At 38.1% G+C, this 19,522-nt stretch carries 12 protein-coding genes; 5 read left to right on the top strand and 7 right to left on the bottom strand.

Translation table 11 applies throughout. The features are described 5' to 3' along the window. Positions 1-140: 140 nt before the first annotated feature. From ACFSR6_RS05080 to gyrA, 3 genes are all read right to left on the bottom strand, one after another. A complete protein-coding gene (locus tag ACFSR6_RS05080; protein WP_379075825.1) occupies positions 141-1,286 on the bottom strand; it encodes a tetratricopeptide repeat protein in 1,146 nt (381 codons plus the stop codon). Positions 1,287-1,385: 99 nt separating this feature from the next. Further along, positions 1,386-2,474, bottom strand: a complete 1,089-nt coding sequence (locus ACFSR6_RS05075) for a tetratricopeptide repeat protein (protein ID WP_379075822.1) — start codon at positions 2,472-2,474, stop codon at positions 1,386-1,388. A 26-nt stretch (positions 2,475-2,500) separates the two neighbouring features. Beyond that, positions 2,501-5,089: a DNA gyrase subunit A gene (gene gyrA / locus ACFSR6_RS05070; protein ID WP_379075819.1), complete on the bottom strand. Its 2,589-nt coding sequence runs from the start codon at positions 5,087-5,089 to the stop codon at positions 2,501-2,503. Between the two features lie 272 nt (positions 5,090-5,361). On the opposite strand from gyrA, the gene ACFSR6_RS05065 reads away from it, so the two are divergent. Next, a complete protein-coding gene (locus tag ACFSR6_RS05065; protein ID WP_379075816.1) occupies positions 5,362-6,573 on the top strand; it encodes a TCR/Tet family MFS transporter in 1,212 nt (403 codons plus the stop codon). 216 nt (positions 6,574-6,789) lie between these two features. Here the strand turns inward: ACFSR6_RS05065 and ACFSR6_RS05060 are convergent, their stop codons facing one another. Then, the gene (locus ACFSR6_RS05060; RefSeq protein WP_379075813.1) at positions 6,790-8,142 is read right to left on the bottom strand and encodes a PhoH family protein; all 1,353 of its coding nucleotides are present in this window, start codon (positions 8,140-8,142) and stop codon (positions 6,790-6,792) included. Between the two features lie 828 nt (positions 8,143-8,970). Between ACFSR6_RS05060 and ACFSR6_RS05055 the strand changes: the two genes are divergently transcribed. Both ACFSR6_RS05055 and ACFSR6_RS05050 read left to right on the top strand, forming a co-directional pair. Then, positions 8,971-11,130 (top strand): FUSC family protein, encoded by a 2,160-nt coding sequence (locus ACFSR6_RS05055; protein WP_379075811.1) that lies wholly within the window; start codon positions 8,971-8,973, stop codon positions 11,128-11,130. 105 nt (positions 11,131-11,235) lie between these two features. Next, the gene (locus ACFSR6_RS05050) at positions 11,236-11,646 is read left to right on the top strand and encodes an organic hydroperoxide resistance protein (RefSeq protein WP_379075808.1); all 411 of its coding nucleotides are present in this window, start codon (positions 11,236-11,238) and stop codon (positions 11,644-11,646) included. Positions 11,647-11,803: 157 nt separating this feature from the next. Here ACFSR6_RS05050 and bioB read toward each other — a convergent pair whose 3' ends face one another. Next, complete coding sequence (gene bioB / locus ACFSR6_RS05045) at positions 11,804-12,805, bottom strand: biotin synthase BioB (RefSeq protein ID WP_379075805.1); 1,002 nt, start codon at positions 12,803-12,805, stop codon at positions 11,804-11,806. Between the two features lie 98 nt (positions 12,806-12,903). After that, entirely contained in the window at positions 12,904-14,253 is a 1,350-nt protein-coding gene (gene mgtE / locus ACFSR6_RS05040) for a magnesium transporter (RefSeq protein WP_379075802.1), read from the bottom strand. 623 nt (positions 14,254-14,876) lie between these two features. Between mgtE and ACFSR6_RS05035 the strand changes: the two genes are divergently transcribed. Continuing rightward, positions 14,877-15,872 (top strand): serine hydrolase, encoded by a 996-nt coding sequence (locus tag ACFSR6_RS05035; protein ID WP_379075799.1) that lies wholly within the window; start codon positions 14,877-14,879, stop codon positions 15,870-15,872. Between the two features lie 104 nt (positions 15,873-15,976). Beyond that, entirely contained in the window at positions 15,977-17,380 is a 1,404-nt protein-coding gene (locus ACFSR6_RS05030) for a sigma-54-dependent transcriptional regulator (protein WP_379075796.1), read from the top strand. Between the two features lie 292 nt (positions 17,381-17,672). On the opposite strand, the gene ACFSR6_RS05025 is transcribed toward ACFSR6_RS05030, so the two are convergent. Continuing rightward, positions 17,673-19,463, bottom strand: a complete 1,791-nt coding sequence (locus ACFSR6_RS05025) for a chloride channel protein (RefSeq protein ID WP_379075793.1) — start codon at positions 19,461-19,463, stop codon at positions 17,673-17,675. Between the last annotated feature and the right edge of the window lie 59 nt (positions 19,464-19,522).

The raw sequence follows: 19,522 nt of genomic DNA, 5'->3' as shown, positions 1-19,522 counted from the left end.
GCTACATAAAAATATAATTAATGATTATTTTTTTGATTTTTTATCCTTTAGAATCTTATACTATATTTTGTCTTATAATTAATATTATGTTAATTTGTATTTTGCACTACATCCCTATTTAGGTAAATTTCAATATAAATTTAGAGTTCCTGAAGCCTACGGTTAAGCTCCTGAACTTTGTCGGTAAGTTTCTTTTTGGTGTAGATATCGATGAGCAGCTGTACGGTTTTTTTGTCGTTCGGGTTAATTTCATTTGCGCGCTGCAAGGCAAATTGAGCATGGTTAATTAATCCATTATATTTGGCCGCTTTATCGGCTTCATTTTTATTCAGCGTTTCATTTGCAGTATTGATATACGCCAAACTCAGTTGATACAATGCGTCGAAATAATTTTGATCTGTAGATAAAGCTTTGTTGTAAGCCAATATGGCTGTAGCATTATTTCCGCCAACCTGTTGTAAATAGCCGTAAAGAAAATACAATAGTTTATTTCCTTTTTCTACTTTTAAATTATTTTCAATGAGTCCCTGGGCTTTACTGTAATTCTCGGTATCAAGTAAAAGATTAATGTAATCGTTAGTTAGAAAGCGATTGAACGGATTAAGTACAAGACCATCTTCCAACGTTTTAATAGCGGTTTCATTTTCCGATTTCACCACGTACATCTGCGCCATTTTCTGAAAAACAGACGGATTTCTGATTCCATTTTCTTTGGCACGTTTAAAATAGGTTAAAGACTCGTCGTAAGATTGGATATTTAAAGCACAAATCGCTGTATTTAAGGCTAATGTAGTGTCAGCAGGGAAATTATCGGATACTTCTTTCAGATCGGCAAAAGCTTCTTTAAATTCGTTGTTGAAAAACGCTTCATTGCCCTTCTCCTGTTTTTTGATCAGAATATTATGGCTCGAAGCCTTGATCATTCCGCCATTGTCGTTATAGCGGTCTAAAGATTTTGCTTTTTCTACCGCCTCTACCGCACTATCGTAAAATTTATTGGAATTGTTTGGGTCGGTATCAATTAATGATGCAAATGACGTGAGGTACGATTTTATCGACCAGGTTTCTGTCCAGTTTTTTGTCTTATTGTCTTTTTCTGCTGATTCTATCGATTTTAAACCTTCATTAATAATCGATAACTGTTTTTTCTCGTCCTCTTTATTGGCTATCGAGGCCTGCAGCTTACCAACAGCGTTCCTGGCTATCAGAATCTGACTTTTTTGAGCTACAGCGTTAGAAGAGATGAAAATTAAAGCGGTTAAAGATATTTTAAGGCAGTTTTGCATATATTAAATGTGATGAAGTAACCGTAATTAAAGCATAAAAATAAACATAAAAAAAAGAGCCCCGAAATTTCAGGGCTCTTTTTTTGTACCGGCAGATCATTATTGCTTAGGTAAAGCATCTAAACGTTTCTTGATCTCGTCGTAATTTTTAGTATCGTTCCTGAAAGCATAAATTGTTTTCAGGGTTTCCAATGCACCTTGGTTTTTAGGATCAACCTCTAAAGCCTTTTTGTAAAATGGAAGCGATTTATCTAACAAAGCATTCATTTTGCCAGTTACTTCGTTAAATTCTTTCACTTTTTTAGAGTCAATTTTATTTCTGTCGGCCTGTAATTTTAAAGCCTGACTGAAATAGATATTACCCAATAAAACCTGATAGTTAGCATTGTTTGGCTCTTTTGTTGCCAGTGCTGTTAACATTTGCTCAGATTTTGCGGCATCACCCCTATCGATATAAATCTGTGTTTCAGTCTTGATCCAGTCGGTATTATCAGGAAATTTTGCCGAAGCTTCTTTAATTAAGGCTAATGCAGCAGTGGTATCCTTTTCTTTGCTTAAAACAGCATTGATAATTTCTGAATATAAATCTTTAGACTGTGGTGAGTTAAAAGCGATCACCTTTTTAAACTGGGTAATCATATCAGGGTAATTTTCGATATTCCTTGCTGCAATACCTGCATTTAAGTACATAGAAGTATCCTGAGGGTTGATTAGCGTAGCTGCTACAAATTTTTCGTAAGCTGTTTTATAATCTTTTTTATTGTAGGCGATTATACCACCATTTCTAACTGCATTGCTGATATTGGTTTCAGCCAGATTGATGTTGTCTTTTTCATTTCCTTTGGTATCCAGTTTTTTAGCTTCGACAACCGCATCCTGAGCAATTTTCAAATTGGCATCGGCATTTGCAGTACTGGTTGAATCTAAAATCGCTATAGAAGAAGCGAATAGAGCACGGTATGACCACGCTTCTGGCATTACCTTAGATTTCTCATCAGCGATGGCTTTATCGGTATGGGCCAGTCCTTTTGCTAATGATTCCAGTTTTTTTGCCAGAGGTGTTGATGCACTTGAAGAAGTTAGCTGGAATAATCCCCAATCGTTCTTTGCGGCGGTTACTTCACTTTTCTGAGCAAAAGCAGCACTTACCGCACCTGCTAGAAATATACTTAGAAATACTCTTTTCATAATTTTTATTCTAATCTTAATTTTAGTTAATTTTCCTCTTCGGTTTCGTTATCTGCGTCGTCTTCCTCTTCAGTATCATCTGCTTCAGGAGTTGTATCAGCCTCTAATTCTTCACCATCAACCACAACACTATCTAAATCAACTGTTTCTTCTTCATCCTCTTCATGGTCGATTTTGGTTACTGATGCGATTTCATCATCACCTTTTAACGAGATCAAACGTACACCTTGGGTTGCACGTCCCATTACCCTTAAAGCTGATACCGGAATCCTGATCACAATACCCGAACGGTTAATGATCATCAGGTCTTCACTATCAGTAACGTCTTTAATAGATACTAATTGTCCCGTTTTCTCGGTCACATTAATGGTTTTCACCCCTTTTCCACCACGGTTGGTTACACGGTAATCTTCAATATCAGTCCGTTTTCCGTAACCTTTTTCTGATACCACCAGCACAGTAACTTCAGGATTGTTAACAGCAATCATGCCAACAACTTCATCCTGGTCGTGAGCCAGCCTAACACCGCGTACACCAGTAGCTGTTCTGCCCATCGGACGCACGGTTTTTTCGTTGAAACGGATAGCTCTTCCTGAGCGTAAAGCCATTACAATTTCGCTTTCGCCGTTGGTTAAACAAGCTTCCAGTAAAATATCGCCTTCATTAATGTTGATGGCGTTGATACCATTTACACGCGGACGTGAGTAAGCCTCAAGAGAAGTTTTCTTAATGGTACCTTTTTTAGTACACATAATGATGAAATTGTTCTCTAAGTATTCCTGGTCTTTAAGGTTTTTAACCTTGATATAGGCTTTGATTTTCTCTTCTTTCGGGATATTGATGATGTTTTGGATAGCCCTTCCCTTGCTGGTACGCGAACCTTCAGGAATTTCGTATACCCTTAACCAAAAACACCTTCCGGCTTCGGTAAAGAACAGCATGTAATTGTGGTTGGTTGCCACCAGCATGTGCTCTATAAAATCTTCATTCCGAGAGGTACTGCCCTTCGATCCTTTTCCACCCCTTCCCTGTGCTTTAAATTCGCTTGCAGGTGTACGTTTAACGTAACCTTCATGAGAAATGGTGATGACAACTTCTTCATCATCGATAAAATCTTCCATACTCATGTCTTCAGCAGAATGAACAATTGTAGTTTTACGTTCATCGCCGAATTTCTGTTTCACTTCCTCAAGCTCATCTTTGATGATTTTCATACGTAAACCTTCATCTGCGAGAACAGATTTCAAATATTCGATGGTTTTCATCAATTCTGCATATTCTTCTTTGATTTTATCACGCTCCAGTCCTGTTAAACGACGTAAAGTCATATCGAGGATTGCACGTGCCTGAAGATCGCTCAAACCAAATTTTTCCATCAAACCCAGACGTGCATCCTCAGGGGTTTGCGAAGCACGGATTAATTTAATTACTTCATCTAAATGATCCAGAGCAATTAAATAACCTTCTAAAATGTGTGCACGTTTTTCGGCTTCAGCCAGCTCATATTTGGTACGGCGAACAATAACATCATGACGGTGATCTACAAAATGTGCAATCAGGTCTTTAAGGTTAAGCATCTGTGGACGCCCTTTTACCAATGCAATATTGTTTACACTAAAAGAAGTTTGTAGCGCAGTATACTTATATAAGTTATTTAATACGATAGAGGCATTGGCATCGCGTTTAATTTCGTACACGATACGGATACCATCTTTGTTTGATTCGTCTTTAATGTTGGCAATACCTTCCAGTTTTTTCTCGCCTACCAATTCGGCAGTACGTTCAATCATCTGGGCTTTATTTACCTGGTAAGGAATTTCGGTTACGATAATTACCTCGCGGTCTTTAATACTTTCGATTTCGGCTTTTGCACGCATTACAATACGGCCACGACCGGTTTCAAAAGCTTCTTTAACACCGGTATAGCCATAAATGATACCGCCCGTAGGAAAATCTGGAGCTTTTACAAACTTCATCAGTTCTTCTACTGTAATTTCGCGGTTGTCGATATAGTTAACAACACCGTCAATTACTTCTGTTAAATTGTGTGGTGCCATGTTGGTGGCCATACCTACCGCAATACCGCTTGATCCGTTAACCAGGAGGTTAGGGATTTTTGAAGGCAAAACAGTTGGTTCCTGCTCAGTATCGTCAAAGTTTAACTGAAAATCAACAGTATCTTTGTTGATATCGGCAACCATTTCTTCGGCAAGTTTACTAAAACGTGCCTCGGTATAACGCATTGCAGCTGGCGAATCGCCATCAATGTGACCAAAGTTTCCCTGGCCATCTACCATTGGGTAACGCAAACTCCAGTCCTGGGCCATACGCACCATGGTAAAATATACAGATGCATCGCCGTGCGGATGGTATTTACCCAATACCTCACCCACAATACGGGCTGATTTTTTATAAGGTTTACCGCTGGTTACACCTAAGCCCAACATGCCGTAGAGTACACGGCGGTGTACCGGTTTTAATCCATCGCGTACATCAGGCAAAGCCCTCGAAACGATTACCGACATTGAATAATCAATGTAGGCCGATTTCATCTGCTCTTCTATGTTAATTGGAATGATTTTGTCGTTCTGTTGATTCTCTAAATCTTCTGCCATAAATTATTATTCTCGTTGCTTAAAACGATATTAAAAAAGGTGTTACTATAACCTTGCGAATTTAGCAAAATTATGCCGAATTAAGGCATTGTGGAAAAGTTTTGACCTTTGTTATAGGTTTTTTATTCCCGGGTAGATTTTAATTTACTGAAGGCCAGTTTATGAGTTTTTGATTTAAATTCATCTGCTTTCAAAAACCTGATAGATTTGTAGAGAACTAAAATTGAGTTTGTGGCTTAATTCTGATACTTTTGCCTTTCAACCCCAAGATAATGGCAAACGAGAAAAAATCTGCAATGAGTTTTATTATGATTACCCTCCTGATCGATTTTACAGGTTTTGGGATCATTATTCCGGTTTTACCAAAACTAATCCAGAGTTTTACCGGTGGCGGTTTTGGGCTGGCAGCTGAATATGGTGGCTGGCTTACCTTATCGTATGCCTCAGTGCAGTTTATATTTTCGCCCATTATTGGTGCCATGAGCGATCGTTATGGCCGGCGGCCAGTATTATTAAGTTCCCTTTTCGGCCTGGGCATCGATTACATTTTTCTGGCTTTTGCCCCTTCTATTATCTGGTTGTTTGTTGGACGTATTATTGCCGGCATTACCGGTGCAAGCTTTACCACTGCCCAGGCTTATATTGCCGATATTTCAGCACCTGAAAAGAGGGCGCAGAATTTTGGTCTGGTAGGTGCTGCTTTTGGCGTAGGATTTATTTTAGGCCCGGTGCTGGGCGGTGCTTTCAGTCATTTTGGTACACGTGTACCTTTTATGGTAGCTGCTGGATTATCATTGATTAACTGGCTTTATGGTTATTTCATTTTACCCGAATCGTTACCGGTAGAAAAACGCAGGGCCTTTGATTGGAAAAGGGCAAATCCTATTGGTTCATTGCGTAGTATAGGTAAATATCCGGCATTAATGGGATTAATGGCTACCTTATTCTTATTGTATTTTGCCAGCCATTCGGTTCAAAGTAACTGGACTTTCTATACCATGGAAAAATTTAACTGGGACGCATCATGGGTGGGTTATTCATTGGGCTTTGTAGGTTTGGTTATTGGCGTTGTGCAAGGTGGATTGATCCGGATTATTCTACCTAAGATCGGGGAAAAGAAAGCAGTATATTTTGGTTTAATGCTATATATTATTGGTTTTGTGGCTTTTGCTTTTGCAACAAGGGGCTGGATGATGTTTGCCTTTATGCTTCCGTATGGTTTAGCCGGAATCGGCGGACCTGCCATGCAGGGTTTAATTTCGAACCAGATACCGGCAAATGCACAGGGCGAAATGCAGGGTGTTTTAACAGGTCTACAGAGTCTGGCTGCTATTTTTGCACCCTGGGTTATGACACATATTTTTGCTTATTTTATTGAAGGCAAGGCACCTGTTTATTTTCCCGGAGCTCCGTTTATATTGAGTGCGGTTTTAACATTGATCGGTTTGTTTATCGCCTTCAGATCGTTGAAGAAATACCACTAGCGCATTTATTTTTATTTCCCGGCAGATTTAAGAAGATCAGCGCAGATTAAAAAAGCGTTCAAAATCTGCGTTCTCTGCGAAATCAGCGGGACACAAAATAATAAGATTAGCACTTAACAATTTACCCGCAGATTTAAGAAGATTAACGCAGATTAAAAAAGTATGCTTATATCCACGTTTTCCGTGTAATCAGCGGGAGGTAAATGCGATTAAACTTTATAACAACTCGTTCGCCAAATTAGCCAACTCACTCCGCTCCCCTTTTTGCAAGGTAATATGCGCATATAACGGATGATTTTTCGCATTTTCTATTAGATATGATAAACCATTACTTTCTGAATCGAGATAAGGCGTGTCGATCTGATAGATATCACCCGTAAAGATAATTTTAGTGTGCTCCCCTGCCCTCGAAATAATGGTTTTCACTTCATGTGGGGTTAAATTTTGTGCTTCGTCTATAATAAAGAAAATTTTGGTTAAAGTTCTTCCGCGGATAAAAGCCAAAGGTGCGATGGCAATTTTTTCGGTGGTAATTAATTCGTCTATTTTATCCGACATTTTTTCATCACCGATAAATTGTTCCTTAATAAACCGCAGGTTATCCCAGATTGGCGCCATAAAAGGATCTGTTTTCGATTTGGCATCGCCCGGTAGGAAACCAATATCCTTATTGCTTAAAGAAACAATGGGTCGGGTAACATAGATCTGCCTGAAGTTTTTTCGTTGCTCTAAAGCGCTTGCCAAAGCCAATAAGGTTTTACCGGTTCCGGCATTACCCTGTATACTTACCAGTTTAATGTTGGGATCAAGCAGCGCATGTATAGCAAAAGCCTGTTCAATATTTTTGGGTTTGATTTTAAAAACAGGGTTGGTAGAAACTGCCGATATGGTTTTTAAGCTGTTATTATAAAACACACTGGCACTTTTTCGTTTATTTTTTAAAATGTAAAAATGGTTGGCATTTTTTGCCGGCAATCCGATATCGCTGGCCGCTAAAAAGGGCTGTTGTTTTACTGCTTCAATAATTTCAGGCGAAAAATCGAGTAATTCGGTTTTACCGGCGTAGAGTTCATCCACATTTTTAATTTTGCCGGTTTCATAATCCTCGGCATTTAACGAAAGTGCTTTGGCTTTTAACCTTAAACAGATATCCTTTGAAACCAGTACCACATGTTTATGTGGATATTCGGCTTTTAAGCTTAAAGCAGCATTTAAAATTTTATGGTCGATTTTACCTTTCCCGTAAACTTCTTCGGCATTTACAGCCAGCTGATTTTCATTCAGTATCACCTTAAATTTACCCGAATTGGCTTTTTTCAGTGGCGTCCAGTCGCTGATGAGCTTCTGCCGGGCGGTTTCGTCAATTAAACGGATAAAACTCCTCGCCTCAAAATTACGGGTATCGTTTCCACTTTTAAAATTGTCGAGTTCTTCGAGTACCTGGATCGGGATGGCTACATCATGCTCGTGAAAATTGTTGATTGCGTCATGATCATACAGGATTACGGAGGTATCTAAAACGAATATCTTTTTTGACGGATTGGAAGTTAATTTACCTTTTTTGGCCATTTGGTAAATTTAATATTTTAGTGATAAAATAAGGAAAATTTATCGAATGATCTTTATTATTTAACCACAGGTAAAAAGGATAACCACAGGTAACTGATTTTAATCCTTGTTTATTTGTGTCCATCTGCATTTAAAAGTATACGATGCATAGGGGCAAAATAAAAACGGGGACTTCTTCTTTCGATTCTTTCCCCGTTTTAACTCTAAAAACAACCGTGGTCGTATTTTAAAGCATCAAATCGTTACTACTTTGATCTTTCCGTTTTCGTTAGGTTTTGCAACTTTTACGATCCGTGAAAATTTATTTCCAACTTTTCCATCCGTAAACTTCGTAGTTTTCCATAAGCTCTGTTTGGGCCTTTTCGATCTTCTTATCCTCCAACCTTGCGGTGGCAATGTATATTCTTAATCGGTTTAACCCTTTCAGAAATCAATCGTTTTCCCTGTAAACATTCCGAAACAATTTCCCTTTCGGTTCTTTATCTCTTTTGGATTGTTTTATCAGAATTCAAAGTACTTCGTATTTGATATGATCTAATTTATAACGAAAAGCTTCATTTGTCAAGTCAAAAATGTATCTTTTTATAAACAAAGTTATTCACTTAAAAGTATTGGTTATCAACATTTTGTATTTTTAAAATAGTGATCTACATCGTTTTTTAGGCGTATTGGTCAAGGTTATTAACAATTGATCAGTATTTACTTATAAACAATTATTATTGTTTTGTTAATCAGTTGTTTACCGTTTTTCTGCCTAAAAATTAAAAAAAAGCAAAAAACTTATTTTTAATCGCAACAAAAAAAACGCTATTATGTTATTTTTGTAAGATGCAGATCAGGCAACCCATTAGAAATATACAGGACTTTTTATTGAGTACTTATTTTGCCGACGGTCTCCGTATTACTATTGGTGTACTGCTCCCCTCTTTAATTCTTGCCCAGTTCGGTATGTTAAAGTATGGGATGACTTTGTCGCTCGGTGCTTTATGTGTAAGTGTGGTCGATACTCCGGGACCAATGGTACACCGCAGAAATGCGATGCTGATTACCACTGCTTTAATTTTTATCTTTTCAATTATTACAGGCTTGACCAATAAAAATCATTATTTTATTGGATTCTTACTGGCCGTATCGAGTTTTGTTTTTTCGATGTTTTATATCTACGGTGTCAGGGCGGCATCTGTAGGTACTGCTGTACTGTTAATCATGGTGTTAAGTATTGATGACATCAGGCCTTGGCAAGAAGTATTATTATCTGCTTTTATGGTACTTATGGGCAGCCTTTGGTATACCGGTTTAAGTTATTTTGTTTACCGGTTACGCCCATTTCGTCTCGTACAGCAATCGTTAAGTGATTCTATTATAGAGGTTGCAGAGTTTTTGCGTGAGAAAGCCAAATTTTATCACCAGAACAATAACTACGATAAAACCTATTCTGAACTGTTGCAACTTCAGGTTTCTGTTCATGAAAAACAGGATGCTGTACGTGAATTATTGTTCAGGACACGTGAAATTGTAAGGGATTCGACACCAGAGGGACGTTTTCTCTTGCTGGTTTTTGTAGATATGGTTGATTTGTTTGAGCAGGTAATGTCTACCTATTATAACTACCAGCAGCTGCACGTTCAGTTTGATAAAGCAGGGATCTTACCCGACTACGAAATGGCTATTAAAAGGATTTCGTATGCTTTGGATGATATAGCCTTTGCTTTAAAAAGCGGTAGAACTCCTGTTCTCTCGAAGCGTTTACTGATCGAAATTGAACGGTTGAAGATCAAAATCAATAACCTGGAAAAAAATAATCAAAACCAGGAATACAATACCCTGGGTATTATTGCACTCAAGAACATTGAGGTTAATATCGAAAATATACTGGCCAGGGTAAAAACCATTTTCAGTTATTTTAAGGTAAGGAACAGCAAAGAAATCCGCCAGGCAGAATTGGATACCGAAAAATTTATCACCAGGCAAAATTTCGATTTTAAACTGTTTACCGAAAATTTGACCTACAGTTCGTCAACTTTCAGGCATTCGTTAAGGGTTACAGTGGTAATGCTTTTGGGTTTTGTGGTGGCGCAGCTCCTCAATTTTTCGCATAGCTACTGGATCCTGCTTACTATCCTGGTGATCTCTAAACCAGGTTTTAGTTTAACCAAAGAACGTAATTATCAACGTTTGATAGGCACCACCATTGGTGCTTTTATCGGTATGGGCGTAGTAACGTACGTAGACGATAAAAATACGCTGTTTATCATTCTGTTGGTCTGTATGATCGGTTGTTATAGTTTTCAGCGGAAAAACTATGTGGTAAGTGTACTTTTTATGACGCCCTATATCCTGATCCTTTTTGATTTTTTGGGTATGGGATCTATCGCTTTGGCCAGAGAAAGGATTTACGATACCTTTATTGGTTCCGGGATTGCTTTGCTGGCCAGTTACTCGCTATTTCCAACCTGGGAACATGAGAAACTTAAAGAGGCCATGCTCGATATCCTAAGGGCAAATAAGGCATACTACGAGCAGGTGACTAAATTATATTTCGAAAAAAACTATAACCGTACCGAATACAAACTTGCCCGGAAAGAGGTTTATGTAAGTACCGCAAATCTGGCTTCCTTATTCCAACGGATGTTCTCTGAACCTAAAAGTAAACAATTGTTTATTAAAGAAGTGCATCAGTTTACCACACTGAACCATTTATTATCTTCTTATGTTGCAACGCTCTCGCTATATAATAAGGAACATCAATTTATTTTCGAAAGTTTCGATAGCTTAAAACCGATTGCCAATAATACCAATTACTTGTTGGATACATCTATTGATAATTTAGAGCAGGGAACAGACATAATTGATAACGTGCCATTAATCAGGTTAAATGATGGCGGTTTAACGGCAAATAAAGGCGAAGATTTGGTTCCAGAGCAGTTTGATCTTATCCAAAAGGTAGCTTATGATATTTACAAACTATCGGTAAAAATTAAGATTTAGTTTAAAATTTCAGCCTTTAGCACTGCATCCCCCTCTTTAATAGAACAAACATCATATTAAAACAAAGACCAGTGTAAAGTTGTTAAATAATGATATTAAAAAATTATGGAAAAGCTATATACTGCTGAAGTTACAGCTACTGGAGGAAGAGACGGGCATGTTAAATCGAGCGATGGAATTTTAGATTTCGATTTAAGAAAGCCAAAAGAGCTTGGCGGACAAGGTGGTGCCACCAATCCGGAAGAATTATTTGCTGCTGCATGGGGGCCATGTTATTTAGGGGCCTTAGGTAGCGTGGCAGAGCGCGAAGGTGTTGACATTAGTGAAGCAAATGTCAAAGTGCTGGTTTCTTTCAATAAAGATGGTAATGCCTTTGTTCTCTCTGCAGATCTCGACGTACACATTCCCGGTATTTCGCGTGAGGAAGCACAGCTTTTAGCCGATAAGGCCCATCGGGCATGCCCATATTCTAAAGCAACAAAAGGAAATATTGAAACAAGGGTAACTGCAGTGTAACGTTAAGTTAAACAATATGAAGTCAGATACTGCCATCTGACGCTAGAGTAGATTATAAATCAGGAGCTTAATTTAGTGTCAGATATTACTATCTGACACTATTTTTTTCCAATTTCTGCCAGTTGGAAACCGCTGACAGCACAGATATATTTCGCGATTAAACAGCTTCTTCTTTAATTCTTGTATTTTCTGGGCGACCATTTTTGAAAGCATCGCGTGTTTTTAAACCCAATAGCTCAAACATGGCCATATCATCTGTAAATGCAGGATTTGGGGTAGTTAATAATTTATCGCCCGCAAAAATAGAACTTGCACCAGCCATAAAGCAAAATGCCTGCTCCAGAGTGCTCATCTCATTTCTACCAGCTGACAAACGCACCACCGAATTTGGCATTACAATACGCGCAGTAGCAATCATTCTCACCATATCCCAGATCGGAACCCGTGGCTGGTTTTCTAAAGGCGTACCTTTTACCGGAACCAAAGCATTAACCGGAACCGATTCAGGATGTTTCGCCATGTTTGATAAAGTCTGTAACATCGACACGCGGTCTTCTACCGTTTCGCCTAAACCGATAATACCACCACTGCAAACTGTTAATTTTGCTTTACGCACATTTTTAATGGTATTTAAACGGTCATCGTAGGTTCTGGTAGAAATAATACGTTTGTAATCATCTTCAGAAGTATCGATGTTATGATTGTAGGCATATAAGCCGGCATCAGCCAAACGCTGTGCCTGATTTTCGGTAAGCATGCCTAAAGTACAGCAAACTTCCATATCCATATCGTTCACAGCCTTCACCATTTCAATAACACGATCAAAATCGCGGTTATCGCGTACTTCGCGCCAGGCCGCACCCATACACAAACGTGATGCACCACCTTCTTTAGCTTTAACAGCAGCACTAACAACCTGGCTAACCTGCATTAAAGGCTGTACTTCTAAATCAGTATGGTAACGGGCAGCCTGTGGGCAATATGAACAATCTTCGGCACAACCTCCTGTTTTTATAGAGATCAATGAACTAATCTGAACTTCATTGTAATCTTTATTTTCCCTGTGGATAGTAGCAGCTTCATAAACCAGATCCAAAAAAGGTCTGTTATAAATTTCGTATATTTCTTCTTTTGTCCAATCGTGTCTAGTTGTTTGCATGTGGATCAGATTTAATTTTATTCGTCTTTGTTTAATTCGCAGGCCGCCCATTTAGTTTTTCAGATATATCCTGAATTCCTAAATCAAGCTGATCCTGATTATAGTAAAAGTTTACTGGCCAAACCTAAAATCAATAGGAAACCAAAAACGTCGGTAAAAGTAGTAATAATTATAGATGATGCAATGGCAGGATCGATACCTACCCTTTTTAAAATAAGTGGAATGCCGGCTCCTGTAATGCCTGCAATAATCAGATTGCCCGTCATAGCCAGGAAGATAACCAAGCCGAGCATTGGATTTCCATCAAAAAAGAAAGCAAAAATAAATACAATTAATCCGTTGGCAGCACCATTGATTAAACCTACAGTAAACTCTTTTAAAACTGTTCTGTAAGCTTGTTTATCCGTTAAATCGTAAAGTGAGATACGCCTTACCGTTACAGCAAGCGCCTGTGTGGCCGCGTTTCCGCCCATACCCGCTATAATAGTCATATAGGCAGCCAAAGAAGGAATCAATTTAATGGTTGGATCGAAATAACGCACTACTGATGAAGCTAAAAAAGCTGTGCCAAGGTTAATAATCAACCATGGTAAACGTGATTTTACTGCTTCTATCCAGTTACCACTTAATTCCTCATCTTCTGATACCCCTGAAATTTTAAGGATATCCTCAGTGCTTTCTGCCTCGATTACATCGATCACGTCGTCGAAAGTTACCCGTCCCAATAATTTCTGGTGTTCATCTATTACCGGGATACTGGTTAAATTATATTGAGAAATGAGGTTGGCTACTTCTTCCTGGTCAGTATCGGGATGAACATAAACAGCATCTATTTTAACCAGTTCGGTTATTTTGGCATTATGTTTTGCCTTAATAATGTCTTTTAACGAAACAATGCCCTTAAAAATTTCCTGGTCATCTACCACATAAATGGTATAAAACTCTTCCATCTCCTCACTTTGACGGATAATTTCGTCAATTGCATCTTTTTTGGTTAGGTTAATATTTACAGAGATTAGCTCCGTATTCATCAAACCACCGGCAGTTTTTTCGTCGTAGGTTAAAAGGTTCCTGATTTCTGAGGCATGATCTTCGGTAAGGTCTTCCAGAATTTCTTTTTGTTCGTGATCTTCCAGTTGAGAAATAATATCCGTTGCATCATCATAATCAAGCTCTTCAACAATTTCGGTCCGTTTATCGGGGTGAAGCTCAAAGAGTAAGTCCTCCGGGTGGGATTCTTCGTCCATTTCAGAAATAATCTCTGAAGCGATCTCTGCCGGAAGAAGGTTTATAATGTGCCGCTGTTCAGATTTATCCAAACGTTCGAACAAAATCGCGATTTCTGAGGCATGGTACTCCTCTAAAACTACCTTTAAAGTCTCATCACCAGCTAAAATTGCATTTTTAACCTTGAGTACGTCGCTTTTATCTATTTCGAATGACTGCATTTATAACCTAACCAAAACGCCCTAAAGCTGTAAATATTAAAAATTGATTTAAAACCTCTTCAAATTTATTCTAATCTTTTTATTTATCCTATTGAATAGTAATTATTCATTTAAGGTTAAGTACAGGCCTGCTATAATTGTGATTAAAATAGGAGTATAAATCCATAATATCTCTAATTGCCATTATTTAATTGAATTGTTTTTACAACCTTCCTGAATGATAATGCAGAGGTATTGAACAATTGCATTGCTGATATTGACACAGGAAACTAAAAATGCTGTCCAGTAACAAAATTAAACAACATGTAAAATGCATGATGGAAAACCGTCTTTCTAACAGAAAAACTTAAATTAGGAAACAAATTACCACCCATGAAGAGGATTTTAATTATTGCATTTTCGTTGATCAGCTTATCTGTTATGGCACAAAAAACCGACACTGTTTTTTTAAAGAAATTAATGGAAAGCAAACCCAATCTTTTTAACGGGGTGCTCAATCACCCAGATCATAATCAAATACAGATACTCTATACCCAGATAAACCGAGATGCAAGGAATAACCCCACTTTTAATGCTTTAGTTATCATTTAAATCCGGAACATTATTTTTATCCTGCAAGTACCGTGAAACTTGCTGCCGTAATTTTTGCCCTCGAGAAGGTAAATACATTAAAAAGTACTGGTTTAAGCGTTAAAAGTACCATGATTACCGATAGTGCCTATAAAGGGCAGACAAAAGTTTTAAAAGATAGCAGTGCCAGAAACGGCTTGCCTTGCATTGAACATTATGTTAAAAAGATACTGCTTACCAGCGATAATGATGCCTTTAACCGTTTATTTGAATTTATTGGACGGGCAGAGATCAACAAAAAATTAAAAGCTAACGGATTAAACAATAGCCGGATCCTTAACCGCTTGGCCATTGGCGATTCTGGCGAATCAGCCAGGCATACAAATCCTGTTAAATTTTACAATGGCAGCGAATTGGTGTACGATCAGCCAGCGCAGTACGATCCTGAAGATTATGAACTGAAGCTAACTAACCTAGTAATGGGTAAAGGCTATCTGGACAGTGCCGATAAACTGGTAGATAGACCTTTTAGTTTGGCCGGAAAAAATGCCTTTTCCATCAGCGATCAGCAGAAACTGATGCAGAAACTGATTTTTCCTGAAGCTTTCCCGGTTAATGAACGATTTAAACTGACTGCAGAAGATTACAAGCTGATTTACACTTATATGAGCAAATACCCGACAGAAAGTGATTACCCCAAATATGATCCAAAAGAATTTTGGCCTACCTATGCAAAAATGCTTTACTACGGACGCGAACGGATAGTTCCAGATCCAAACATCAGGATTTTTAACAAATATGGCGACAGTTATGGTTACATTATCGACAATTCTTATTTTGTTGATTTTAAAAATGGAATTGAATATTTCTTAACAGCTGTTGTTCAGAGTAATGAAGATGGAATTTTTAACGATGATAAATATGAGTATGACACGGTTTGCTTCCCTTTTATGAAAAATTTGGGGCGAAGTATTTACGATCTGGAATTAAAACGGGTAAAAAAGTATAAACCAAACCTGAACAAATTCAAAGTTGACTATAATCGTTAAAACCTTTCTCATGTTTAATGGTTTATAGCCTATAAATTGTCTAAAAAACTATACATTAATTAAAAAATAATATATTCGCATTTCAAATAGAAGATACATCTATAATGGCTAAACTATTAATAATTGACGATGAGCGTGCGATAAGGAGTACCTTACGCGAAATTCTGGAATACGAAAATTACGATGTGGAAGATATCGATAATGGTATCGATGGCCTCGAAATGATCAAAAAGGGAAATTTTGACCTGGTTCTTTGCGATATCAAGATGAATAAGATGGACGGCATGGAGGTGCTCGAACAAGCACAGATCATCAAGCCTGACCTGCCTTTCATTATGATATCTGGACATGGAACGGTTGAAACGGCCATTGAAGCCAGTAAAAAAGGAGCTTTCGATTTCATTTCAAAACCACCTGATTTAAACCGTTTACTAATTACTGTTCGAAATGGTTTAGATCGCGGAACCTTAGTTACCGAAACCAAGGTTTTAAAGCGTAAAGCAAGCAAAACCCGCGAAATTTTAGGAGAATCAGAGAGTATTTCTAAAATTAAGGAAACTATTGAGCGTGTTGCCCCTACTGATGCCCGTGTACTGATTACCGGAGCAAATGGTAGCGGTAAAGAGCTGGTAGCCCGCTGGTTACATGAAAAATCGAATCGTGCAGATAGTTCATTAATTGAAGTGAACTGTGCTGCAATTCCATCAGAACTGATTGAAAGTGAATTGTTTGGTCATGAAAAAGGTTCATTTACCTCTGCCGTTAAACAACGCATTGGTAAGTTTGAGCTGGCCAATGGAGGAACTTTGTTCCTTGATGAGATTGGCGACATGAGCCTATCTGCCCAGGCTAAAGTGCTGCGTGCCTTACAGGAACATAAAATTACGCGCGTAGGTGGCGAAAAGGAAATTGAAGTAAATGTGCGTGTTTTAGCCGCAACCAATAAGGACTTGCTAAAAGAAATTGAAGAAGGTAATTTCCGTATGGACTTATACCACCGGTTAAATGTAATCAATATTCATGTTCCACATTTAACAGAACGCATTGATGATATTCCTGTAATTGCACAGAACTTTTTAGAAAGCATTTGCAGCGATTATGGCATGCCTGTTAAGAAAATAAATGATGCGGGAATGGCTGCATTACAGGCTTTACCATGGACAGGTAACGTACGTGAGCTGCATAACATGATCGAACGATTGATCATTCTGAGCGATAAGGTAATTACCGAAAATGACGTACGTGCTTTTGCCAATCCGGGTGGAGGAACAAATATTGGTGCGGCAAGCAGTACGCAGATCGCTGCTGCTGGTGGTTCGGCGTTAACCTCATCTTTTGATTCATTTAGCAATTTCCAGGATTATAAAGACCATGCTGAACGTGAGTTTATCAAATTCAAGCTGGAAAAAAATAACTGGAATGTATCAAAAACTGCTGATGAGATTGATATTCAGAGAAGTCACTTATATAGTAAAATTGAAAAATTTGGCTTGAAAAGAGCGGAATAGCCCTCGTACAAGTTAAAAAGTTATCGAGTTGGAATGTTTGAAGGTTCTCCGGACAACATTCCAATTTTTTTATACATTTCCTTTTTTATACATTTCGTCATCTCGACTGAAGTGCAGCAGAATGGAGAGATCTGTTAAATATTATATATTTAAGATTTCTTCCTCCAGCTTTGTGATCTAATAAGATCATTTGAAACTTAAAGGTGCTTGGAAAACAGCTGGTACCTGAACAATTCTTAGCGACTAATGTATTGAATTTTATAACATTTCAACTTTCCAACATTAAACAATCTTAACTCATATAATCGTTCTGCCTCATTAGTAATGCCCTGTATTTATTAAAGATAGCTGTTTTAGAAACAAAGCCTAAATATTGGTTCTGTGCGGTGAGTACAGGTAAAATCCAAACATTATCCCGCTCCATTTTCTCTAGTACCATTTTCAGGTCGTCATTTTCTGTAATGGTATTCGGTGCAGGTTGAACCAGGCTTGATGCCAGTAAATTATCCCTATCCGGATGACTGATCATTTCATTAAACAGCTCTTCGATATAAATAATACCTTTAAAATCACCCAGTTCATCGGTAACGGCACAGATATTTTTATGCGATTGCAAAATTTCATTCATCTTAACCGGAATAAGGTCGTTCATCTGTAACTGGGGATAACTTTTCTCGATCAGGTATTTCAGTTTCATCTGGTTTAAAACCGTTGTGTCCTTATCCTCATGAGATAGTAATTCTCCCTTATCGGCTAGTGCTTTGGTGTAAATGGAGTGTTTTTGCGAGCTGCGGTTAATCGCATAAGAAATCGCAGTGGTGATCATCAAAGGAACCATTAAAATATACCCTCCTGTAATTTCAGCAATTAAAAAAATACCGGTTAAGGGCGCATGCATAATGGAACCTAAAGCAGCGGCCATACCCGCCACAATAAAATTGGAAATATTAAGCTGTGCTATTCCCGACAGGTTTACCATGTAAGCAAAGATAAACCCGATTAAGCCTCCCATAATTAAACTGGGCGCAAATGTACCGCCATTGCCACCTGCACCTAAAGTAACAAGGGTGGCAATAGATTTCATAAAGATGGTAACTACCGTAAACAATACAACCACAGCCGAAACCGAACTATAATCGGCAAAAATACTATTATTGATTACCGTATGATAATCGCCTTTTAATAGCCCTTTTATGGTAATATATCCTTCACCATATAAAGTTGGAAATAGAAATACCAGAACTCCCAGCATCAAACCGCCTACTATTACTTTGGTATAAGGATGTTTAATTTTATAGAATAATCCTTTTACAGCATAATTTGCTTTGGTAAAATAAATAGAGAATAAGCCAATAAAACAAGCCAGTATAACATAGTAAAATAAAGCGTTAACCTTCCACCCTTCTGTAACCAAATAGAAAAGTTGCTGGGTGTAAAACAATCTTGCCACTACTGCTGCAGTTGCTGCCGATAATAGAAGCGGAATAAATGCAGGAATGGTAAATTCGGGCAATAGGATTTCGATGGCGAAAACGATCCCCGCTACCGGACTGTTAAAGGCACCTGCAATACCCGCTGCTGCACCACAGGCCACAAGCATGGTAACCTCACGGTACGATAAACCTAATACGCGGCCAAGATTAGATCCGATTGCTGATCCGCTCGTTACAATTGGGGCTTCCAAACCTGTCGAGCCACCAAAACCAACGGTAATTGCTGCGGTTATAATCTGAGAGTAAATATTATGTGCTTCTACCTTACTGGATTTTTTTGAAATAGCATAGAGCAAAGGGGTTAAGCCTGTTTCGAATTTCGTTTTACGGATAAAGTATTTAATGTACAAAACCGTTAAGAAAATACCGATCATCGGAAATATAAAGTACAGGTAATATTTATATTTCCAGTGCCAATCTGACTGAAGAAATTCTTCGATATGGTGGGTTAAACTTTTTAGAGCAGCGGCGGCCAGTCCAGCTAAAATCCCAACAATTACAGCAAGGATAATTAAGAAATTACGATTTGATATTTTAGATTTCCGGTACTGGTTGATCTTATCAAGGTAATTTACAAATCTGATGTACATTCTATTGTTTTTTTAAATAGAGGGCGATGCCCAAAAGTAGCAAAAACAAAGATAGAAGC

It is taken from the genome of Pedobacter vanadiisoli, assembly GCF_042684385.1.
Classification (GTDB): domain Bacteria; phylum Bacteroidota; class Bacteroidia; order Sphingobacteriales; family Sphingobacteriaceae; genus Pedobacter; species Pedobacter vanadiisoli.
Note: the sequence above shows the minus strand (reverse complement) of the source record. Positions and strands in the feature narration are given on the sequence as shown.